At 36.1% G+C, this 22,012-nt stretch carries 26 protein-coding genes and 2 riboswitches; of the genes, 21 read left to right on the top strand and 5 right to left on the bottom strand.

The features are described from left to right. Positions 1 to 145 precede the first annotated feature (145 nt). The 7 genes from H9655_RS11660 (at position 146) to speE (ending at position 5,801) form a co-directional block, all read left to right on the top strand. Positions 146 to 1,108 carry a S8 family peptidase gene (locus H9655_RS11660; protein WP_191814111.1) on the top strand — a complete coding sequence of 321 codons (963 nt, stop codon included), beginning with the start codon at positions 146 to 148 and terminating at the stop codon, positions 1,106 to 1,108. A gap of 213 nt (positions 1,109 to 1,321) precedes the next feature. Further along, on the top strand, positions 1,322 to 1,630 hold the full coding sequence (locus H9655_RS11655; protein WP_191814109.1) for an MGMT family protein: 309 nt from the start codon (positions 1,322 to 1,324) through the stop codon (positions 1,628 to 1,630). Between the two features lie 246 nt (positions 1,631 to 1,876). Further along, positions 1,877 to 3,361: a D-alanyl-D-alanine carboxypeptidase/D-alanyl-D-alanine endopeptidase gene (gene dacB, locus H9655_RS11650; RefSeq protein ID WP_191814107.1), complete on the top strand. Its 1,485-nt coding sequence runs from the start codon at positions 1,877 to 1,879 to the stop codon at positions 3,359 to 3,361. Between the two features lie 346 nt (positions 3,362 to 3,707). Beyond that, a complete protein-coding gene (locus tag H9655_RS11645) occupies positions 3,708 to 4,295 on the top strand; it encodes a TetR/AcrR family transcriptional regulator (RefSeq protein WP_191814105.1) in 588 nt (195 codons plus the stop codon). A gap of 2 nt (positions 4,296 to 4,297) precedes the next feature. Next, positions 4,298 to 4,639 (top strand): DMT family transporter, encoded by a 342-nt coding sequence (locus tag H9655_RS11640; RefSeq protein WP_191814103.1) that lies wholly within the window; start codon positions 4,298 to 4,300, stop codon positions 4,637 to 4,639. Beyond that, positions 4,639 to 4,953, top strand: coding sequence for a DMT family transporter (locus H9655_RS11635; protein WP_225230598.1), 315 nt, complete (start codon positions 4,639 to 4,641; stop codon positions 4,951 to 4,953). Before H9655_RS11640 ends, H9655_RS11635 begins: the two co-directional genes overlap by 1 nt. Before the next feature lie 20 nt (positions 4,954 to 4,973). Next, positions 4,974 to 5,801 carry a polyamine aminopropyltransferase gene (gene speE, locus H9655_RS11630; RefSeq protein WP_191814101.1) on the top strand — a complete coding sequence of 276 codons (828 nt, stop codon included), beginning with the start codon at positions 4,974 to 4,976 and terminating at the stop codon, positions 5,799 to 5,801. A 174-nt stretch (positions 5,802 to 5,975) separates the two neighbouring features. Here the strand turns inward: speE and H9655_RS22895 are convergent, their stop codons facing one another. Together H9655_RS22895 and H9655_RS22890 are read right to left on the bottom strand one after the other, a co-directional pair. Further along, a complete protein-coding gene (locus tag H9655_RS22895; protein WP_404826091.1) occupies positions 5,976 to 6,107 on the bottom strand; it encodes a hypothetical protein in 132 nt (43 codons plus the stop codon). A 165-nt stretch (positions 6,108 to 6,272) separates the two neighbouring features. After that, positions 6,273 to 6,434: a hypothetical protein gene (locus tag H9655_RS22890; RefSeq protein ID WP_404826090.1), complete on the bottom strand. Its 162-nt coding sequence runs from the start codon at positions 6,432 to 6,434 to the stop codon at positions 6,273 to 6,275. Between the two features lie 228 nt (positions 6,435 to 6,662). Between H9655_RS22890 and H9655_RS11620 the strand changes: the two genes are divergently transcribed. Continuing rightward, positions 6,663 to 9,233, top strand: a complete 2,571-nt coding sequence (locus H9655_RS11620; protein WP_191814099.1) for a helicase-related protein — start codon at positions 6,663 to 6,665, stop codon at positions 9,231 to 9,233. A 15-nt stretch (positions 9,234 to 9,248) separates the two neighbouring features. Further along, positions 9,249 to 10,241, top strand: a complete 993-nt coding sequence (locus H9655_RS11615; protein WP_191814097.1) for an LLM class flavin-dependent oxidoreductase — start codon at positions 9,249 to 9,251, stop codon at positions 10,239 to 10,241. Positions 10,242 to 10,462: 221 nt separating this feature from the next. Here the strand turns inward: H9655_RS11615 and H9655_RS11610 are convergent, their stop codons facing one another. Beyond that, positions 10,463 to 10,696, bottom strand: coding sequence for a hypothetical protein (locus H9655_RS11610; protein WP_191814094.1), 234 nt, complete (start codon positions 10,694 to 10,696; stop codon positions 10,463 to 10,465). Between the two features lie 68 nt (positions 10,697 to 10,764). Here H9655_RS11610 and H9655_RS11605 point away from each other — a divergent pair, with 68 nt between their 5' ends. Continuing rightward, positions 10,765 to 11,220 carry a CoxG family protein gene (locus H9655_RS11605; RefSeq protein ID WP_191814092.1) on the top strand — a complete coding sequence of 152 codons (456 nt, stop codon included), beginning with the start codon at positions 10,765 to 10,767 and terminating at the stop codon, positions 11,218 to 11,220. 1 nt (position 11,221) lies between these two features. Here the strand turns inward: H9655_RS11605 and H9655_RS11600 are convergent, their stop codons facing one another. Further along, positions 11,222 to 11,743: a ribonuclease H-like YkuK family protein gene (locus tag H9655_RS11600; RefSeq protein ID WP_225230597.1), complete on the bottom strand. Its 522-nt coding sequence runs from the start codon at positions 11,741 to 11,743 to the stop codon at positions 11,222 to 11,224. A 263-nt stretch (positions 11,744 to 12,006) separates the two neighbouring features. On the opposite strand from H9655_RS11600, the gene H9655_RS11595 reads away from it, so the two are divergent. From H9655_RS11595 to H9655_RS22430, 6 genes are all read left to right on the top strand, one after another. Further along, the gene (locus H9655_RS11595; RefSeq protein ID WP_225230596.1) at positions 12,007 to 12,615 is read left to right on the top strand and encodes a branched-chain amino acid aminotransferase; all 609 of its coding nucleotides are present in this window, start codon (positions 12,007 to 12,009) and stop codon (positions 12,613 to 12,615) included. A 124-nt stretch (positions 12,616 to 12,739) separates the two neighbouring features. Continuing rightward, a complete protein-coding gene (locus H9655_RS11590; protein WP_191814090.1) occupies positions 12,740 to 13,753 on the top strand; it encodes a fatty acid desaturase in 1,014 nt (337 codons plus the stop codon). Between the two features lie 84 nt (positions 13,754 to 13,837). Continuing rightward, entirely contained in the window at positions 13,838 to 14,974 is a 1,137-nt protein-coding gene (locus H9655_RS11585) for a sensor histidine kinase (protein ID WP_191814088.1), read from the top strand. After that, positions 14,971 to 15,570 carry a response regulator transcription factor gene (locus H9655_RS11580; protein WP_191814086.1) on the top strand — a complete coding sequence of 200 codons (600 nt, stop codon included), beginning with the start codon at positions 14,971 to 14,973 and terminating at the stop codon, positions 15,568 to 15,570. Before H9655_RS11585 ends, H9655_RS11580 begins: the two co-directional genes overlap by 4 nt. Before the next feature lie 413 nt (positions 15,571 to 15,983). Beyond that, the gene (locus tag H9655_RS11575; protein ID WP_191814084.1) at positions 15,984 to 17,084 is read left to right on the top strand and encodes a branched-chain amino acid aminotransferase; all 1,101 of its coding nucleotides are present in this window, start codon (positions 15,984 to 15,986) and stop codon (positions 17,082 to 17,084) included. A 52-nt stretch (positions 17,085 to 17,136) separates the two neighbouring features. After that, positions 17,137 to 17,277 (top strand): hypothetical protein, encoded by a 141-nt coding sequence (locus H9655_RS22430; protein WP_225230595.1) that lies wholly within the window; start codon positions 17,137 to 17,139, stop codon positions 17,275 to 17,277. Between the two features lie 185 nt (positions 17,278 to 17,462). Here H9655_RS22430 and H9655_RS11570 read toward each other — a convergent pair whose 3' ends face one another. Next, complete coding sequence (locus tag H9655_RS11570) at positions 17,463 to 17,969, bottom strand: shikimate kinase (protein ID WP_191814081.1); 507 nt, start codon at positions 17,967 to 17,969, stop codon at positions 17,463 to 17,465. A gap of 128 nt (positions 17,970 to 18,097) precedes the next feature. Then, positions 18,098 to 18,206: riboswitch (TPP riboswitch) on the top strand. Positions 18,207 to 18,253: 47 nt separating this feature from the next. After that, positions 18,254 to 18,346, top strand: a riboswitch (TPP riboswitch). 73 nt (positions 18,347 to 18,419) lie between these two features. Between H9655_RS11570 and thiW the strand changes: the two genes are divergently transcribed. The 5 genes from thiW (at position 18,420) to H9655_RS11545 (ending at position 21,906) form a co-directional block, all read left to right on the top strand. Next, positions 18,420 to 18,941: an energy coupling factor transporter S component ThiW gene (thiW, locus tag H9655_RS11565; RefSeq protein ID WP_191814079.1), complete on the top strand. Its 522-nt coding sequence runs from the start codon at positions 18,420 to 18,422 to the stop codon at positions 18,939 to 18,941. Then, a complete protein-coding gene (gene thiD / locus H9655_RS11560; protein ID WP_191814077.1) occupies positions 18,910 to 19,716 on the top strand; it encodes a bifunctional hydroxymethylpyrimidine kinase/phosphomethylpyrimidine kinase in 807 nt (268 codons plus the stop codon). Before thiW ends, thiD begins: the two co-directional genes overlap by 32 nt. Further along, complete coding sequence (thiM, locus tag H9655_RS11555) at positions 19,716 to 20,525, top strand: hydroxyethylthiazole kinase (protein ID WP_191814075.1); 810 nt, start codon at positions 19,716 to 19,718, stop codon at positions 20,523 to 20,525. Before thiD ends, thiM begins: the two co-directional genes overlap by 1 nt. Continuing rightward, on the top strand, positions 20,525 to 21,133 hold the full coding sequence (thiE, locus tag H9655_RS11550) for a thiamine phosphate synthase (protein WP_191814073.1): 609 nt from the start codon (positions 20,525 to 20,527) through the stop codon (positions 21,131 to 21,133). Before thiM ends, thiE begins: the two co-directional genes overlap by 1 nt. Before the next feature lie 146 nt (positions 21,134 to 21,279). After that, the gene (locus H9655_RS11545) at positions 21,280 to 21,906 is read left to right on the top strand and encodes an FMN-dependent NADH-azoreductase (RefSeq protein WP_191814071.1); all 627 of its coding nucleotides are present in this window, start codon (positions 21,280 to 21,282) and stop codon (positions 21,904 to 21,906) included. The last annotated feature ends 106 nt before the right edge of the window (positions 21,907 to 22,012 follow it).

Raw genomic sequence — 22,012 nt, 5'->3', positions numbered from 1 at the left:
GAGAGAAAAAAAGGTCTAATTTCTTTCAGAATATTTAATCTTTTGTTATAATAAAGATACAACTTGTATCGCTTCAAAATTATCTTGTCTATGCGTTCATGGGACCAAAATGGGTTTTCACGATTATGTTAGGGAGGGATAAAGGATGAAGCAATTAGTTAGAGTAATGCCTTACACAGTCAATGATCAAGTGGCAGATGTCAATGAAACACCGCAAGGAATACAATTGATTCAGGCACCTGAGATTTGGAAAGAGACGAAAGGAAAAGGCATGAAGGTGGCAATATTAGATACAGGTTGTGACATGGACCACCCCGATTTAAAAGCGAGAATTATAGGTGGTAGAAACTTTACAGACGATGATGGGAGTTCACCAGATATATTAGATGACCATAATGGTCACGGCACACATGTTGCTGGTACAATTGCAGCTACTGCTAATCAATCAGGAGTAATTGGTGTAGCCCCGGAAGCAGATTTGTTCATTGTAAAAGTGTTGAACAAAGATGGGTCTGGTCAATATGATTGGATTATAAATGGAATATTGTATGCGATTGAACAGAAAGTCGATATTATATCGATGTCACTAGGTGGGCCTGCAGATGTTCCAGAACTACATGAAGCGATACAACAAGCCGTAAGGGAAAATATTCTCGTCGTTTGTGCGGCTGGGAATGAAGGTGACGGGGATGATAACACCGATGAGCTTGCTTATCCAGGTTCATATAATGAAGTCATCAGTGTTGGAGCCGTTAATTTAAACCGCGAATCATCGCCTTTCAGCAATTCTCATACGGAAATTGATTTGGTCGCTCCTGGGGAAGAAATTTTATCTACTTTTTTAAATGGTAAATATGCAAAACTTAGCGGTACATCAATGGCCGCACCGCACGTCGCAGGGGCTTTGGCGTTAATAAAAGATCTATCTCAAGTTACTTTTGAAAGAGATTTCTCAGAGCCAGAGTCATATGCGCAACTTATTAGAAGAACTGTTCCACTAGGCTATTCGCCAAAATTAGAAGGAAACGGTCTCCTTTATTTAACAGTACCAGAACATTTAAACCGCGTATTAACTGAAGTAGTAAAAAATAGATTAGTAAGTAGTTAATATATTGAGTTGATTAAAAAACAAGAACAAATTCACTTCTTCATTGAATTTGTTCTTGTTTTTTTTGTCTAATAATGATAGATAGAAGTTTCTCTAGGCTTGGTAGGTTTGTTTTAGTGATTGCATGTATCTTATTATGAATGAATTGAGACTATTTAATGATGGATTATTAAATTATACTAGTAACAAAACGAGCCGTTTGGAGGAAAGTATATGCAACCATTTACAGCAACAGTGATTAAAATCATCAAAGAAATCCCTGAAGGCAAAGTAATGAGCTACGGACAAATTGCAACATATGCGGGTAGCCCTCGCGGTGCAAGGCAAGTTGTGCGCATTCTCCATTCAATGAGTCATAAATATGGTTTACCTTGGCATAGAGTGGTCAATAAAGTAGGTGAAATCAAAATAAGTGATGGCCATCAAGCCGATAGGCAAAAAGAGTTACTCGAACGAGAAGGTGTTTTCTTTATACGTGATCATCAAGTAGATATGAGTCGATCTCAGTATGATCGAGCCTAGTTCAGCCTTAGGACTCAGTTAAGTTTGTCCTTCTACTCTCTCTATCCCCCTAAAGTATGCCTACAATTGACAAAAGTAATAATTGAGTAGTAATTGCTACCTATTAAGATAGAAGGTAAAAACACATCCATTCACTTACAGGAGAAAATTGGAGAAAAAGCGAAGTTCAATACATATACATGCAGTTTTTTGTCAATCTATGTAGAAGAAATGTAGACAGGAGAAAATAGGAGGGGATGAGGAAAAATGAAAAAGGCTTTAGTGGGTTTGATAACGGTTGTACTACTACTTTCCATTGCCTACACACCGTTTCAATCAGCAGTGGAACCACAAGTTTCGGCTAATGAAGAAGGAGATGAATTAGTTCAAAAGCTTAATCAACTCATTAACAACGATCCACTGTTAGCAGGAGCTCTTGCTGGTGTTAGCGTGAGGAGCGCAGATGAAGGAGAGATTGTTTATGAGCATATAGCTGATACAAGATTGCGACCAGCTTCTAATATGAAGCTATTAACAGCCGCGGCAGCACTATCAGTATTAGGTGAGGATTATCGCTTTAAAACAGAACTATTATCAAAAGGCCAACAAAGGGGCTCTGTCCACCATGGCGATATTTATTTAAAGGGCTATGGCGACCCTACTTTAATGAAAGAAGATTTTACCAACATGGCTAAAGCATTAAAAAAACAAGGGATCAAAATGATTAAGGGACAACTTATTGCAGATGACAGTTGGTATGATGATAAGCGTTTGTCAGAAGATATTGTCTGGAATGATGAGAGTTATTATTACGGTGCACAAATTTCTGCATTAACTGCGAGTCCAAATGAAGATTATGATGCTGGTAGTGTCATTGTAGAAGTAAAATCAGGGAAGCGAGAGGGGGATAAGCCAGAAATTACACTGCAACCGGACAATCGATATGTCAAAATCAATAATGAGGCTAAAACAGTTGGTGCCTCAGACGAGAAGGATATCGATATCGTAAGAGAACATGGTACAAATGAGATAACAATCTCTGGGACGATTCCCTTGGAAGCGACATCTAGTAGAGAGTGGATTGCGGTATGGGAACCAACACAGTATGCTGCAGCGTTATTACAGGATTCTTTAGCAGATGAAGGTATTAAAATACATGGTGGGGTAAAGGTAGGAGTCGCACCTGAACAAACAGAAGTGTTGTTTGAACAACAGTCCATGCCGTTAAAGGAACTGCTCATCCCCTTTATGAAATTGAGTAATAATACACATGCGGAAATCTTAATCAAAGAAATGGGGAAAGTGGTTAAAAATGAAGGCAGTTGGGATGCAGGCTTAGAAGTATTGGCAAATGAATTAAAAAATTGGGGAGTTAACCAAGAAACTACCCTACTAAGGGACGGGTCCGGTATCTCTCATGTTACCTTAATACCAGCAAATGAACTGACAAAACTTTTATACGAAGTACAGAAGGAATCTTGGTTTGAAACATATTTTCAATCATTACCGGTTGCTGGCCATCCAGAAAGAATGATAGGAGGTACATTAAGAAATCGCATGAAAAACTCTCCTGCAGAGGGCTATGTCTATGCAAAAACAGGATCCATTTCAACAGTAAGCTCACTATCAGGATACGTTGATAACCAATCAGGCGAAAGATATGTATTTTCTATCGTATTAAATAATATGATCGATGGATCCAAAGGGAAAATCATTGAAGATAAAATTGCGACGATTTTAGCTGAGCAGTAAATCGCTCTCATCAAACGACGGAAACGCTTGGATTACTCCTCCAAGCGTTTTCGTCGTTTGATTTTAAAAGCTACTTTTTAGTTCCCCTATTTTTCAACTATTCACCCTTTCGGAAAGAATAACTGTATAGAAATAATAAAGTATTTTTTAATCCATTATAAAGTCGATTAACTAATAAAAAGATATTTAAAAGTAATAATAACTCCCAATTCTCCTTTCTTACCCATTTTCAAACTCACTTACTATAAATCCACATTTTTTATATAACTTCAATATAATTTTTATTTGACGTTTATGAAGTGTAGTGATAATATATCCTTACGACCGTTCGGAAGGATGATAATTTATGACATATGAACAACTAAAAAAAGTAGCACTAACTCAATTTGCTCTTCATGGATATGAAGGTGCATCTTTAACTCAAATTGCAAGTGAGGTTGGAATAAAAAAACAATCTATTTACACTCATTTTAAAAGTAAAGATGAACTCTTTATTAGTACCTTTAATGATGCTGTAGATAATGAATTATTATTTGTCAAAAAGTTTATATCTAAAAATAAAGCAAAACCTCTAAGAGAAATCTTATACAATTTTTTAAATGAATATTTGGACTCCTATAATAAAGAAAATAGTAATACTAGTTTCTTTTTGAGGACTTCTTTTTTTCCTCCAATACAACTTAAAGACCTTATAAAAAATGGAACTGATAAATATGTTAGTGAACTTGAAGAGATATTTAAGTTACTATTTGAACAAAAATGCGGAATACTAAAACCAAATGTTAATGAGAGGACAGCTACATTAGCATTTCTAACTATTTTAGACGGTTTATTTGTAGAACTTCTATATGGTAATTCAGAACGACTTGATATTAGATTATCAGAAGCTTGGTATGTTTATTGGCAAGGCATTAGTAATGAGAGAGGTGGATGAAGATGAATCGCGCATGGAGTTTAGTAATACTAGGATCTTTATTTGAAGTTGGCTGGGTTATAGGGCTTAAGCATTCAAATGATGTAATAACATGGACTGGCACAATCATTGCTATCATACTGTCTTTTGCTCTATTAATAAAAGCTACATCTAAACTAGCAGTAGGAACGGCGTATGCAGTATTTACAGGGCTCGGTACAACTGGAACTGTCCTAATGGAAATGTTAGTTTTTGGTGAGCCATTTAAAATATTAAAATTATTGTTAATCCTTATTCTTCTTACAGGAGTTATTGGTCTTAAAGTAGTAACAGGTAAACCTCAAAAAGAAGGGAGTGAAGGATAATGGGATGGACTTTTCTAATTCTCGCAGGGATATTTGAGGTCGTTGGTGTTACTGGAATAAATATGATACTTCAAAAAAAATCAATTAAATCATTCTTAGTATTTATTCTTGGATTAGGAAGTAGTTTTATTTTCTTAAGTATGGCAATGCAATCTTTACCAATGGGGACTGCCTATGCTATTTGGACGGGAATTGGAACTGTCGGTTCAGGAGTTGTAGGAATCTTATTTTACGGTGAGTCAAAACATTGGCTACGTATCATTTTTATGGCAATGGTATTGAGTGCTGCAGTAGGATTAAAACTTATTAGCTAAATAGAAAGAGGAGATTCATTATGTCAATATGGTTTACAGAGAAACAAACTCAATCATTTGGAATTACAGGTAAAATTAATCAAATATTAGAGAACGAAAAAACTGAATATCAACAACTAGATATGTTAGAGACTGAACAGTTTGGCAATATGTTGTTATTAGATAATATGGTTATGACAACCGAAAAAGATGAATTTGTTTATCATGAAATGATAGCGCATGTCCCATTATTTACACATCCTTCTCCTAAAAAAGTATTAATTGTTGGTGGAGGAGATGGTGGTACAGTACGAGAGGTATTGAAACATTCTAGTGTAGAGAAAGTTACTCAGGTTGAAATCGATAATAAAGTTGTTGAATATTCAAAAAAACACCTACCTCACATATCTTCAAGTTTTGGTGATTCTAGGACTGAATTAATAATTGGTGATGGATTTGATCATATTATAAAAAGCAACAACAAGTACGATGTAATTTTGGTTGATTCTACTGAACCTGTGGGACCGGCTGCGGGTTTATTCACAAAAGGATTTTATGCAGGCATTGCAAAAGCACTAAAAGAAGACGGTATTTTTGTTGCACAAACAGATAATCCTTGGTTTAAAGCAGAATTAATTAGAAATGCTATACGAGATACCAAGGAAATCTTCCCAATTGCACGCCTTTACACTTGTAATATACCAACATATCCAAGTGGGATGTGGACATTCACTATAGGTTCCAAGAAGTATGATCCCTTAGATGTTGATCCTAATAGAATAAGTGACATTAATGGTCAATACTATACTCCAGAATTACATCAAGCGAGTTTCGTGTTGCCTAAATTTGTACAGAATTTATGTAAATAACATGAGGTAATATTTAAGTTTATGAAATAGTGTACTAAAACTACATTTTTATTATTCGTTAAACACTTTACCTTCGATCTCAAATAGGTTTTTAGATAACTTTAATAACAACCTATCAAACTATAGATAGGTTGTTATTTCATTTGTTAGTGGTTTAAATAAAAGACTTTATTGTTACAAAACATAAACCAATTTTATTTTATCTCCAACAAGGACGCCACCCATTTCTAATGCAGCATTCCATGTTAACGCATAATCATTTCTACTAATCCTGTTACGGTAAAGCCAACTTGTGTATTTCCCCATGGATCAATACCTGTTCCTTCAAATTCAATGACGGCAAGCGTTTCTAGTTTCGTTGTATCTTTAATGGTCAGAAGCTGCTTACGCCATATTCATCTACCCTTTTTTAACAAGTTACTTTAAAAATAATTATTCGATAGGTTTCGGTATCGAAGAAATCTTGTGAATTTACATGATTATCATGGTCTTCATTTTTTCAATACTAGCTTTGTCAATTGGTAATGCAATATCAACAGTTGTTAAATTTGATGGGTCTTCCTCGATGACAGCATCATACGCTGTAAATAATCCCTTTATATTATCAATCATCATATGCTTAACAGAAATCAATACTACTTTGGCTGGGCGTTAACGTCCACTTTGTTTTAGCCATTATATTTTCCTTCTATAATATTAAGTTCAAATTAAAAATGAATTGATTCAGAAATCCTTGTTTGTTGATTTTAATTTTAAATTCTCTGATAATTTTTTAGCGGAAGTGCGATATGTTATGGTAGTGAAGTGACACGAGTTCGTATACAATAGGAATAATATGTATTTGTTAGAGGAGTTAAAGAAATGAAGCAATTAGAGGATATCCATCGTCAAGCGACTGAATATACAAAAATGAAAATTTATGAAGACATAGATTATTATTTAGGTGCAAATGAACAAATGTTAAGTTTTGCCCAATATTTAAACGATCGTGCCCCGTTTTTAGCACAAGTTTGGCAGAATGTGTGGAGTAATAAAGCGACAAACAAACTCTCTCGATTTCATAAGAAGGAGTATTTAAAGAAAAAAAACTATGTTGTTGAAGATATGAATAAGAAAACGTTAAATCAAGCATTTAGGAAAGAAGTCATTGAATTTCGTCCATTAAATGTCAATAAGTTGCTCCATTCGATTTTTGCAGATCAACCAGAAAAGTGGGCAAAGCGTTATGTTTATGCGAGAGAAAGATATCTTCAAGAAGAAAAAGAACGTCAAATCAAACAAGAAAGATACGCCTATCAAGAGTTTCTTTGTGAAGAAGCAGAACAATGGTTGGCAAAAAACAACGAAGATCTCTTTTTAGCTTTAAGACATAAAGCGGCTTTAAAGCTTAAAAAGGATTTAGCAGATAGAGTGAAATACGATGAGACGGAATCAAGTTATTTAGAGGAACCTTTAGTAGAAGTGGGTCCTTTTGTAGTTGATGATTACTCACGAGTAGAAGATTTCTTTGAAGAGTTTACAGGTAATCTCCACAAAGTGATGATAAAAAATAAATGGTATTTTGAATATGAGACCTACTATTTTGAATATGAACAAATGATAGGAGAATCTTTACATACGCTTATACAACAAGCGCTTCTTTTACATCTTGGTCAAAATCATATCGATAAGTATCAATCTTTGTTTCATCATAGTTTGACGGGAGAGAAGCTATTGGATCTAATCGATTGGGAGGATTTGATTCCAAATGCACTAGGCCGTTTAATGGAAGACTATGTTACAGATTTATTGACGATAGCAAATGAGGATTATGAAGTAGAAGAGCAGCGAAGATTATATGAAATTCAAGTGAAAGAAAGAAAACAGAAGCGAAAGCAAGAAGAACAGGAACGTAGGCAAAAAGAAGAACAACAACAAAGAATGTTGAATGATATTTTTGGATCAGCTTATGAGAGCCGCAAAAATATTCATCAAAAATTTGTTCTTCATATTGGTGACACCAATACAGGAAAAACGTTCCATGCACTGGAAAAAATGAAAGCAGCCCCATCCGGGTTATATTTAGCTCCATTACGATTATTGGCACTAGAAGTTTATGAAAAACTAAATAGTGAAGGAACGCCTTGCTCTTTAAAAACAGGAGAAGAGGAACGTGAAACAATAGGTGCGACACATTTATCTTGTACTGTTGAGATGTTTTATGAGAAAGATGATTATGATGTCATTGTCATCGATGAATCACAAATGATTAGTGATAAGGACCGAGGCTATGCTTGGTTTAAAGCAATCACAAAGGCAAATGCGAGGGAAGTGCATATTATTGCCAGTAAAAATGCCGAAGATATGCTGTTGCAATTAATTGGAGATAGCGATGTTGAAATAAATAGATATCAACGAGAAGCCCCTTTGGAAGTAGACAGTGAAGAGTTCTCACTAAAAAATGTAAAAGCGGGTGACGCGCTAATTTGTTTCTCACGTAAAAGGGTATTAGAAACAGCATCTATGTTACAGAGAAAAGGTCATCAAGTCAGTATGATATATGGCAGTATGCCACCTGAAACGAGGAAGAAACAAGTTAATCGTTTTACAGCTGGACAGTCTGATGTCATTGTCTCAACAGATGCGATCGGGATGGGATTGAATTTACCGATACGACGGATTGTTTTTCTGGAAACGGAGAAATTTGATGGTACGAAGCGTCGGACTTTGACATCTCAAGAAGTGAAGCAAATTGCTGGGAGAGCGGGGCGAAAAGGGATTTACCCTGTCGGTAGAGTGGCTTTTTTTGATCGAATTAAGTTAATGAGAAGCTTATTATCACAAGTAGATGCTCCGATTGAAAGTTTTGCTATTGCACCTACTTCAGCCATTTTTGATCGCTTTCTTTCGTATTATCGTGATCTAGGGAAGTTTTTTGAACTCTGGGATTTGTTTGAAAGTCCAAAAGGAACAAACAAAGCCACATTAAGTGAAGAAAGAGAGCTTTATGAATTGGTTCGAGGGACAGAGATTGAGGCGAGGATGCCTTTAAAAGATTTGTACAGCTTTTTACATTTACCATTTTCTAAAAAAGAAGCAGACCTAGTTCGACAATGGGAGCAGACAATGTACAGTATCATTGATCATGAAGAGTTACCTGAACCGAGGTTAAGGAATCGTAATCTTGAAGACCTTGAGTATTCTTATAAAGCAATAGGCCTTCATTTACTTTTTCTTTATAAATTAGGTCAACATACCGAAGCCATCTATTGGGAAAGAGTAAGGGATGATATATCTAATCATGTGTTTGAACGATTAGATGATGATATTGCAAATATGAAAAAAACTTGTAAGCGTTGTGGAAAATCTTTAACGTGGGATCATGCTTTTAACATTTGCGATGATTGCCATAAGAATCAACCGAATAGAAGAAGACGTTACTATAAGAGGTAAACAGGAGGGGTAATATTGAAGCTGAGTATTTTAGATCAATCACCTATTGCAAAAGGCAAGACAGCAAAAGAAGCACTTGAGGCATCACTGCAGTTAGCCAAACAAGCGGATGAATTAGGCTATTACCGCTATTGGATTGCAGAGCATCATGACTTGCCTGGGCTTGCTAGCTCCTCTCCTGAAATAATGATGAGTTATATTGCTTCACAAACATCAAATATTAGAATCGGCTCGGGTGCATTGCTGCTACCAAATTATAAGCCTTATAAGGTGGCAGAGAACTTTCATCTATTAAGCACACTTTTTCCAGGTCGTATAGACCTTGGCATAGGAAGAGCACCAGGAGGTTCTGCGGAAGCAAGTATTGCACTGGCGGGAAATTATTTACAAGCCGTCAAAGAGTGGCCACAGTCGATTGATACACTGCTTGCTTTTTTAAATGACAAGCATCCAGAAGACCATCTTTTTCGTAAAGTAAAGGCAAGTCCCATCCCACCAATAAAACCGGAAGTGTGGATGTTAGGAACAAGCGATAAAAGTGCACGTTTAGCAGCGGAAAAAGGGTTGCATTACTGTTTTGGACATTTTATGAGTGAAGCCAATGGTGAAGAGGCGTTTTATCTTTTTAAAGAGAAGCGCAAGAACGACCAACAAAAGATGATGTTAACCGTTTCCGTTATTTGTGCTGAAACAGATGAAAAGGCTGAGGAAATAGCTACTTCAGTATTGTTATGGCATCTACAATCAGATGATGGAGAGAAGCAAGGAGTGCCCTCAATAGAGGAAGCAATTAAGCATCCCTATTTCAGTGCAAAACAAGAAAAAGTTGCAAAGATGAAAGATAGAATGATTATTGGCAATCCGGAAAAGGTCAAGAGAGAATTGCTAAATCTTACAGAACAATACGGCATAGATGAAATCATGATCGTGACAATTACACATGATTATAACGACCGTCTCAAATCATATAAATTATTGGCTGATATGTTTAATAAACCATTTAATTAGTGTTGTAAAGGTAATGTGTAGCAAACCTACACATTATCTTTTTTGTTATGTGCAAACAACGAAAGGTGACGATTTTTTCTCTAGATTGCTATCCCACTATATAAATAGTTGTAGCGCATTCCCAGCTTTTTTTATAACTGCACTGGTGCGGAATTATATGTGGTTCGACCATCATTCTAAAGCTAATCACCGCTTGACACTTCTGTAGCATAGCCTTTGTCTCAAACAGACATATCCAATCGCGATATCATATCAAAATAATCTGTTTCCTCCATTGATTTAAAAAAAGTCAAGTTCTCCTTTTCGGCATTTATAAAAGCAAACAGATGACGTATTTTCGTTTTATTAAACTGAGACAATATTAATCTTTTGGTCAGAAAGAAAGCAGCTGTTACCTCCAAAGTTTCTAATTTGTTTTGCGTATACTGATACGCTAATCCTAAATTTGATAGCATGTTTCTCCTACAGGTCGAATAGAAATAAGGCAGTAGCATCTAAGACGAGAATGAAGGAGAGAGGCATAATGGCAAGCTTTCATCATGAAAAAAAAGTAAATGTATCAATTGAACATTTATGGCAGTTTGTTAGTGATATGAACCATTGGGCTCCACTTGTTCCAGGGTATATTAGGCATGAGATATTAAATGAGAAAAGCTCCATCTGGGTGTTTAAAGTAGATGTCGGCTTAATGAAAAAGAAGATAGAGTTACAGGTGGATATCACGAGATGGCAGGCACCAAATAAAGTGACATTTAACTTAACAGGTATCAATGAGAAATTTAAGGGTAATGGTTTTTTCTCAAGCGTAAGTTCTTCCAAACAAGAAGTAGTGATGACGGGCTTTTTAGAGATTGTAGCGGAAGGAATGATGGCGAAAATGGCAAATGCCATTCTGGACACTTCTCTTCCTGATATTACAACCGAGTTAACGAATGCAGTAGCGGAAAAAGCAGAAGAACAGTATTCACTGCATCAGTAATTTATTTTGTGAATTTATTTGCATAACTAGAGGCGACATATGCCTCTGGTTTTATTTTGGCCTCCACTCCAATGGATTCCATCCTCGCAACCATTTCAGCTACATATTCCTTCGTCTTATTACGAGAGCCGGCCCCAATATCTAAATGACCTTCCATCGTAAAACTTGCACCTTGGTAAATAAATGGTAAGACGATATCAATCATCTTGTTTTTCTTCTCTTCATCAAATAATGCAACGACCTCTTCAGTTAACGAAGTTTCAAAAGAAATGCGTTCATGTAGTTGAAGCATCTTGCGAGGAATGGAACATTTCCTAATACACGCCCACGCTCCTTTGCCTGCATTTTGAATCACTATCCCTGTGATAAATAAAGTATGGGCTGGATGTACTTGAGAGTCTGTTCCAACAATTAGCTTATAATTTCCTCTCGGTTGGATGTACATGAAGTGAAGGATGCGCTCAAAGACATCTTCAAATGTTAAGTTTTTCTCTTGTAAATTTTGAAAAGGAAGTATTTGCAAAAGTCATCACCACATTTTTAATTTATAGTTTATGCATTCAAGTACGTTCATGAATCAGTTGCTGCCTATTTTATACATATGAGAGAAGTAAAGATTTTAAGATAAAATTAATTATGCAAGGGGTGCGGGCTTTTCTGGTTGATTAATTGCAAGGAATTGCACTTATTCGGTCGCACTGATCGTGGATGATATTCAATATGTGATTTTACATTGTTGAAAGCATGATAGAGAGTTGTGTAGAATGTAAAGGAGAAAAACTTGCAATGAAAGACAAAGAGGTGCGAATGATGTTTAAACAACAGTTAGAAGAAAGAATTAAACAAGCAAAAGAAAATGGAGAATTACTATTTATTGAAGAATTAAACTACGCTAAAAAGCAGGAGTTAATAGATGAAAAAGAGGTAAACGTTCTCGATCCTAAAAAGCGCTTTTTTGATAGTTATATTGAAAGGGGCGATAAAGAAACAGAAAACTTTCTCGGGACGGAATCGGCCAGTGAATTTTTTGAGCAGCCAATCACTTATTTTAAACAACATATCAATGAATTCGTATATGTAGAATCCGTATGGTTTGATCAACTAAATGTAGAATCACTTTCTTTTGAAGTAGATGATTTATTTCGTACATATGATTGCTTGATTGGTCTAAAGCAGCCTAAGAAAAAGGAAAAAGAAATTAAGGCCTATTTTATGTCAATCTTCACAAGTGACGAAGCGCGACTCAGCCCGATGTTTAATCAAAAAGATGGATTATGGGAAATTAACTTTACATTAGATTATATGGAAGGTTTTTCCGATGATATGACGATAGGCGAAGCTTTTTCACTTATTTATCAAATTTTATTTCACCTTACAATAGAGCTTGAAGGTTGATATTAGTAGCTGGTCATGATGTATACATGACATTTATCATGGTTGCCTGATGACACCTATGTCTTCACAGTATTTTCAGACGTCTTTATTATTAAGTTAATATTGAAGGAAAGGAACTTACAATATGACAAAAGAACGTTTGAAAACATTGAGAAAACAAATGCTGCCATTTGAAAAGGCGAATCGAAACAAAAGTATATATCAATTAATCAATACGCTTGTACCATTTTTTGGTTTATGGACACTAGCTTATTTTTCACTATCCATTCATTATTTATTGACATTAGCATTATCCGTTTTAGCAGCGGGCTTTTTAATACGAATATTTATTATCTTTCATGATTGCTGCCACAATTCATTTTTCAAAAGTCGTAAGGCGAATAAGATTGTCGGAACGATCACGGGGATTATTACTATTTTTCCATATAGCGCTTGGGCACATGATCATTCTGTTCACCATGCGACAAGCAGTAACTTGGACAAGCGAGGGACAGGGGATATATGGTTATTGACTGTTAAAGAATATATGGATGCCCCTTTTTTAACGAAGGTTGGTTATCGACTTTACCGTAATCCAATCATTATGTTTGGTTTAGGTCCCATTTATACATTTTTATTCAAAAATCGTTTTAATCGAAAAGGCGCTCGTTTACCCGAGAGACTAAATACGTATTTAACCAATGTCGGTATTGTTGCTTTATATGCGTTCATGTGTTACCTCATCGGTTGGGAAGCATTCCTACTTGTGCAAATCCCAATTTTCCTGATTTCTGGTGCAGCGGGTATTTGGTTATTTTATGTCCAGCATACATTTGAAGATTCTTATTTTGAGCCAGATAAAGAATGGGAATATGTGAGTGCAGCGATTGAAGGCAGTTCATTTTATAAATTGCCAAAACCACTGCAATGGATGACAGGGAATATTGGTTACCATCATGTACACCATCTAGCCCCAAGAGTACCAAATTACGAATTAGAGAAAGCACATACGAACAGTGAGCAATTACAAAATGTACCGACCATTTCGCTAGCAACAAGCTTAGAATCTCTTCGCTTTAAGCTTTGGGATGAAGAGAAGAAAATATTTGTCGGTTACCGTGCAGTAAAACAATACCGAAAAGTACCGGTATCTTCATAATCTGCTATAATACTGTTAAGAAACTCCTTTGTATGAAAGAAACAAAGGAGTTTTCTATTTCTACATTGGAAGCGGAGGATCACAATGTCATATCCACTTTTACATAAACTAAAAAGCTCTGGGATGACGCCATACATATGGATTATCCTGACCATTCTCCCATTTTATTTTATCTTTCAATCTTCAACGACCTGGGAGATTATTGTTGGTATCATCTTAACGGTCGTCTTTTTTATCACTTTTCGCTTTGCTTTCATCTCAAATAAATGGCCTGTTTATATTTGGTCTCTTTTATTAATTGCGATTTCAATGACGATGTTAATAATTTATCAATATGTATATTTTGCTTTTTTCATCGCTTATTATAATGGATATATAAAAAATAGAGTGGCATTTTTTATTGTTTATATCATTCACATTGTTTCAACGACTGTAGCGATTAACTATCATATTGTTGTCAAAAGTGAAATGTTTTTAAGTCAACTTCCATTTGTGATTATTATTTTAGTCAGTATGATATTATTGCCGTTTAATATTTATAATAAAAGAAAACATGAGAGGTTAGAGAAACAATTAGAATACGCTAACCAAAGAATTGCCGATCTTGTCAAACAAGAGGAGCGACAAAGAATTGCGCGCGACTTACATGATACACTTGGACAAAAACTCTCACTAATCGGATTAAAGAGTGATCTGGCGAGAAAGTTAATTCAAAAAGACCCTGAACAAGCAAAAGTGGAATTAAAAGATGTCCAGCAAACAGCTCGTACAGCTTTAAATGAAGTACGGAAAATGGTATCGCAAATGAGAGGGATAAGATTGCAAGAAGAAGTAGTTCGCATTAAAGAAATCTTACAAGCTGCGCAAATGGATTTAGAAATCAATGAACCGCTAAAAGAAGCTTACACATCGATTTTTATCGAAAATATTATTAGTATGTGCTTAAAAGAAGCAGTCACAAATGTAGTCAAGCATAGTAGAGCTACAAAATGTTCAATAGTTATTGAAGAACAAAATAAAGAGTTAGTCGTTACTGTAAAGGATAATGGTATAGGCATTACGAATAGTGAGAAAAAAAGCTATGGTAATGGGATTCATGGAATGAAAGAAAGATTAGAATTTGTAAATGGCCATTTGGTCATTAATTGTAATGAGGGGACGACAATTTCAATTATTGTTCCACTTGTAGTTAAACAAGTTGAAGGAGGAGATTTGGCATGATTCGAATTGTCATTGCGGAAGATCAAAGAATGATGTTAGGCGCACTCGGTTCGTTACTAAATCTTGAAGACGATATGCAAGTCGTTGGTCAAGCCTCCAATGGAGAAGAGGCCGTTACATTAGTACAAGAACAAAGTCCTGATATTTGTATTATGGACATTGAAATGCCTTTAAAAACAGGTTTAGAAGCAGCTGAAGACATCAAAAACAGTGGCATAAAAGTCATTATATTAACCACTTTTGCAAGATCCGGTTATTTTCAACGAGCGATAAAAGCAGGAGTCCGCGGCTATTTATTAAAAGATAGCCCGAGTGAAGAATTAGCTGAGTCGATTCGTAGTGTCATGGCAGGCAAAAGAATTTTTGCCCCGGAATTGATGGATGATGTGTATCGAGAAGAAAATCCCTTAACAGAACGTGAGAAAGCGGTACTTGAATTAATGGCAGAAGGAAAAAGTACGAAAGAAATTGCTTCAACATTAACAATCAAAGTCGGTACAGTTCGTAATTATATTTCAGCAATATTAGAGAAGTTAGAGGTAACAAACAGAATCGAAGCCATCACAGAATCAAAAAAGAAAGGTTGGTTTCATTAATAAGTACTCGTGACGAGAAGGAGGTCACGAGTATTTTTGTATTCTTTAACTAATTATCTGAAAAATTAGAGCTCTTTCTGCATAATATTTCATGCAAACCATTTCAATAAAAGACTAGTGAAATCCTGTGTTTAAAGGGATATTATAAATTTGTAAGAATAATAAAAAAGTTTCAGGAACTGTGTTGACAATACTAAGAATAGGGTTCATAATATTTTAAACAATCAATGTACTTTATTAAGGAAATGTTATATTGTTTTCACGTATTAAAGTGATAAATTTTTAATATCGTATATCATTGGGAAGTAGTAGTTAAATGCATTTCGTTTACAATGGTGCATAATACCACAAGAAAAAGAGTAAAGATGTTTAACAGCACTTTAAATTGATCTTAGACAGGGAGTAGAGTAGAAATGAATGATTATCAGTTTGAAATCCAAAGACGTGCAACCAAAAAAGAAAAACCGGCATTTGATCAGTTAATTTTCGGTAGGAATTTTACAGATCATATGTTTGTAATGGACTATCATGCAGACAAGGGGTGGCATGATGGACGTATAGTCCCTTATGAGCCATTACAAATTGACCCGTCTGCAATGGTATTTCATTATGGCCAAAGTGTTTTTGAAGGATTAAAGGCATATTTATCTGAAGATCAGGAAGTGCTCATGTTCAGACCGTATAAAAATATGGAAAGGCTGAACAAATCGAACAACAGACTCTGTATTCCGCCAATTGACGAAGAACTTGCTGTTCAAGCATTAAGACAATTAATTGCAGTCGATCGTGATTGGGTACCAAATGTTGAGGGGACATCACTATATATTCGTCCATTTATCATTTCTACCGAACCTTATTTAGGCGTAGCTCCATCACATCAATACAAATTTATTATTATCATGTCACCAGTCGGTGCCTATTATAAAGAAGGAATTAATCCAGTAAAAATCGCTGTCCAAAGCGAATATGTTCGTGCAGTAAAAGGTGGAACGGGTAATGCTAAAACGGGAGGAAACTATGCAGCTAGCCTTAAAGCACAAGAAGTAGCTGAACAGGAAGGCTATTCTCAAGTACTATGGTTAGATGGGAAAGAAAATAAATATGTTGAAGAAGTAGGAAGCATGAATATTTTCTTTAAAATTAACGGTGAAGTCGTCACACCTGAATTGAACGGAAGCATTTTAGAAGGGGTTACAAGAAACTCTGTTATTGAACTCATTAAAGACTGGGGTATTCCTTTATCTGAACGTCGTATCTCAATCGATGAGATTTATGAAGCACAAAAGAATGGCACGTTAGAAGAAGCATTCGGGACCGGTACTGCAGCAGTCATTTCACCAGTCGGAGAACTATTCTGGAATAACGAAAAATTGACTATTAGTGGCGGGCAAACAGGTGAAGTTGCCGGCAAACTTTACGAAACACTAACAGGTATCCAAAAAGGAAAAGTAGAAGATAAATTTGGGTGGATTGTGAAAGTAGATGAAGAAAAAGCTGTTACAACAGCGATTTAATAGAAGAGAGAACCACTTGCCTTTGTTGGTAGGTGGTTTTTTTGAGGGGTGAGTGGAAAATGGAATGAACTGCATATATGGATTTAGAATGTTTAATAAATTGGTGTTTTCTTCCGCAGGGGCATTTAGCGGTTCAGCCATCCTATATTTTTTACAAAAAGAATTTAAAACAAGTGATAAGTGGTTTGAATAGGTGTTGAAGAGATAAACGAACAAAATTGGAGAGTTAACTGTTTTGCTCGTGCATCGAGAAGAAAATCGAGCAAGGTAGCAGAGCAAAAAATCATGTCAAAATCGTCTTCAAAGATTACTTTACGAATAATATACAAATGACAAAAAAACGCCTGATAAACAGGCGAAAAACCATCTAGAGTTATCTCAACTAATCCCTCGAACAATCAAATCAGCAGCTTCTTCAGCTGTTTTCCCATCTACATTGATTTTTAAATGATATGGTTGATAATGAGCTTGTCTTTCTTTGTATAAATGATACATTTCTTCAGTAGAAAGACCATTCAATTTCGGTCTTGTATCTTTAATCAATGGGTATCGGTCGAGCCACTTATCCCATGAGAGTTCGATAAGGACAACGGTACTGTTTTGTAAACATATTTCGCGGTTTGTACTGTTTAAAAAGGCACCGCCGCCTAATGAAAGAATATGTTTTTCTTCGGCAGAAAGTTGTTCAATCAACTCGCTTTCAGCTTTTCGAAAAACTTCTTCACCATAATCATGAAAAATTTTCGAAGTAGACATCCCAAACTGTTGTTCAATGCGTTCATCTGTATCGATGAAACCCCATTGTAATTTCTTCGCTAATTCCGTTCCTATGGATGTCTTTCCGACCCCCATAAACCCTATTAGTACAATACTCTTATCCTCCATAGCCTGTCCTCCCGAATGTTATATAAATATCATATCATAACGTTTTATGTCGCAACATCGTTTCTATTCAATGTTTTTTATTTTCATTTCTTTCATTTCATGTTATATTGAGTGCATCATATGATATAAGTTTTCACTAGGGGTGCCTTAAGAAAAGAGGCTGAGATTGAATGGCATTCAAAACCCTTTGAACCTGATCTGGTTTGTACCAGTGGAGGGAAGTGTGTCGATGTAGTCGTCCTCGCTTCCTTTTGGAAGTAGAGGATTTTTTTATTTTATATATAAATAAATGCTAGGGGTGCCAACTATTTGGCTGAGATGAACCCTTTGAACCTGATCTAGTTAATACTAGCGGAGGGAAGCGAGTGACGTCATACATATCATGATGACCAAAGCCGCTTATTTTAAAAATAGCGGCTTTTTTATTTTTATCGAAAGGAGGAAAGGTCTATGAATAAAATTCAAAAAATGACGATGACGGCAACAATTGCAGCCATTACTACTGTGTCGAGTAGTCTCATTTTTATTCCGATTGGAATAGCGAAAATTTTTCCCATTCAGCACTTGGCAAATGTATTATCTGCTGTTCTTCTTGGACCATGGTATGCCGTGAGTCAAGCGTTTATTTCATCTACATTGAGAAATATGATGGGTACTGGAAGTGTTTTTGCTTATCCTGGCAGTATGATTGGCGCCTTACTTGCAGGGTTGCTTTATCAAAAAACGAAAAAAATTGGCTTCTCAGCACTAGGTGAAGTCATTGGAACAGGAGTGATAGGGGCAGTAGCGACTTATCCGATTAGTACATTACTTTTAGGGCAAGAAGCAACCCTCTTCGGATTTCTACCAGCATTTATGGTGAGCTCGTTTACGGGAGCGATTTTAGGATATGGTTTATTAAGAGTTTTAATTAAGAATAAAGCTATTGGAGGTTACAACGATGAAAACAGCATTAACAATCGCAGGTTCTGATTCAGGAGGAGGAGCTGGGATTCAAGCAGATCTTAAAACTTTTTCCGCCAATGGAGTGTTTGGCATGTCTGTCATTACGGCGATTACCGCTCAAAATACAGTAGAGGTACGTTCGGTGCAGGATATTGAAATCAATATTATAAAAGACCAAATAGAAGCCGTGTTTGATGATATCCAGGTCGATGCTGTCAAAATCGGCATGTTGTCATCGAGTGAGACTGTCAGTATCGTCGCAGACCGTTTAAATCATTATAGTCCAAAAGTGATTGTGTTAGATCCTGTCATGGTATCGAAAGGTGGTCATCATCTTTTAAAGGAACAAGCTATTGAGGCACTGAAAGCAAAGATGTTACCACTTGCGACTGTTATTACGCCAAACATTCCTGAGGCTGAAGTACTTACAGGTATGACGATTCGCACGGTTGAAGACATGGAACAAGCATGTAAAAACTTATATAAATTAGGGCCAAAAGCCGTTTTATTAAAAGGTGGACATTTAGAAGGAGAACCGAATGACTTATTATGGGATGGACAAAATTTCACCTGGTTTAATGGTCGAAGAATAGAGACAAAAAATACCCATGGTACAGGTTGCACGCTTTCATCTGCCATTGCTGCTGGGTTGGCAAAAGGAGAAGAACTTATTGTGGCCATTCAGTCTGCGAAAAATTATATTTCCATAGCGATTGAGCATAGTCTAGTACTCGGTAATGGACATGGTCCAACAAATCATTTTTATGAGTTATACAACAAAGCGAAGATGGAGGAAAGATAATGACGATTTCAAGTGAAGCAGTTGAGAGAGTCTTTCAGCAGTTAAAAGAACAGACCCCACTCATTCATCATTTAACTAATACAGTAACTATAAATGATTGCGCCAATGTGACTCTTGCAATGGGTGGTTCACCTGTTATGGCCACACAGCTGTTAGAAGTAGAAGAAATGGCAATGATGGCTGAGGGGCTTGTGATTAATTTTGGTACAATTAATGATGCAATGTTTGCGGCAATGATTAAAGCTGGACAAACAGCTAACCAAAAGGGGATTCCAGTTGTTTTTGATCCCGTTGGTGTTGGGGCAACCACCTATCGAACAAATAAGGCAAAAGAGCTAATTCGCACAATAAAAGTGTCCATTATTCGCGGCAATGCTTCTGAAATTTCAGCGCTTATTGGAAAAAATACAAAAACGCGTGGTGTCGATGCAGGGGCAATTGAAATGGCACCTGAAGTACTTGCACAGGAGGCAGCCGAAGTTCTAAACTGTCTCATTGTTATTAGTGGAAAAGAAGATGTTATTACAGATGGCAGGCAATTAGTTGTGATTGATAACGGAGATTACCTTTTGACGAAGGTAACAGGAACAGGCTGTATGACAGCTTCATTAGTAGCAACTGCTGCTGCTGTTTCAGAAAATTGGTTTGACGGTGCTGTCATTGGTATGGCTACTATGAGTCTAGCAGGGGAAATCGCAGCAAAGAGATTACATGCCGGGGAAGGGTTAGGTTCATTTCGAGTGAAGCTAATGGATACGATTAGTACAATGAATGCAGCCACTTGGCTAGATGGAGTGAGGCAAAAATAATGGATTATCGTTTATATTTAGTCACAGATGATAAAATAGCAAACAATGAATTATATGATATGGTTCGTACTAGTGTAAAAGGTGGTGTGACCATCGTTCAATTAAGGGAGAAGACTGCAGATGGTCGACTCTTTTATGAAAAGGCGAAAACATTACAATCTATATTAAAACCATTGAATATTCCACTGATTATTAATGATAGAGTAGACGTCGCTTTAGCGGTTGGTGCAGCAGGTGTGCATGTCGGTCAAGATGACCTGCCTTGTGACGTCGTTAGAAAGATTGTTCCTGATGATATGATTGTTGGTATCTCTGTATCCAATGTAGAGGAAGCGAAATTGGCGCAAGAACAAGGAGCAAATTATGTTGGAATAGGTTCGGTTTTTCCGACGACTTCTAAATCTGATGCTGATTTATTAGCACCAGGTATGCTCGAGAAAATCATTGCAGCGATTGATATTCCTGCTGTCGCTATTGGTGGCATTCAACTAGAAAATATAAAAATGCTTAAAGATCGAGGATTAGCAGGTGTTTCTGTTGTTTCAGCGATTAGTAAATCTAAAGATCCAGAAAAGTCTGCGCGAGATTTACTACAGTTATTCCTTTAGACCTAAAAAATATCATAAGTGTTAGTTAAAGAGAACTTATTCCATTGACAAGATCCTATTAATATACTAAAATTACTTTTGGTTCGAGATATTTCATTTTAGTGTATTTCGGATAAATTATTACGACATTCGGAGGTCTTCACATAATGGCAAAAGTTCTATTTGTAAACGCAAGCGATCGTCCAGTTGAAGCTGGGATTTCTGTAAAAATGTATCATGCATTTTTACAATCATATAAAGAATCAAATCCATCAGATGAAATTATGGAATTGAATCTTTTTGAAGAAAACATGCCTTACTATGGTAATGATGCAATCAATGGTACTTTCAAAAAGAACCAAGGATTGGAATTATCTGCTGCAGAAGAAAAGTCTGTTGCGCTAGTTGATAAGTATTTAAATCAGTTCTTTGATGCTGATAAAATCGTTTTCGCCTTCCCACTTTGGAATTCAACTGTACCAGCTCCATTAATCAGCTATGTTTCTTACTTAGCTCAAGCAGGTAAAATGTTTAAATATACAGCTGAAGGTCCAGTAGGGTTTGCTGGCGACAAGAAAGTGATGCTTTTAAACGCTAGAGGTTCTGATTATTCACTAGAAGGTATGGCTGCTGGCGAAATGGCATTAAACTTAGTAAAATCAATTATCAGCCTTTGGGGCATTACATCTCCTTCAGAAGTAGTAATTGAAGGACATAACCAATATCCAGATCGTACACAAGATATTATTGAAGAAGGATTACGAAACGTAGCAAAAGCTGCTGCTCAATTCTAATTCGATACGTAAGCATCTCTATTTTTTGTAGAGATGCTTTTTTTGTTTAGAGAATCTCTAAAAGCTTGTATTTACTAAGGTCACGGTCGCTCATTTCTTGCGTAAA

Origin of the sequence: Cytobacillus stercorigallinarum (assembly GCF_014836495.1) — a bacterium.
In the GTDB taxonomy this organism is placed as follows: Bacteria; Bacillota; Bacilli; order Bacillales; family Cytobacillaceae; genus Cytobacillus; species Cytobacillus stercorigallinarum.
This window is presented reverse-complemented; position numbering and strand designations above follow the sequence as displayed.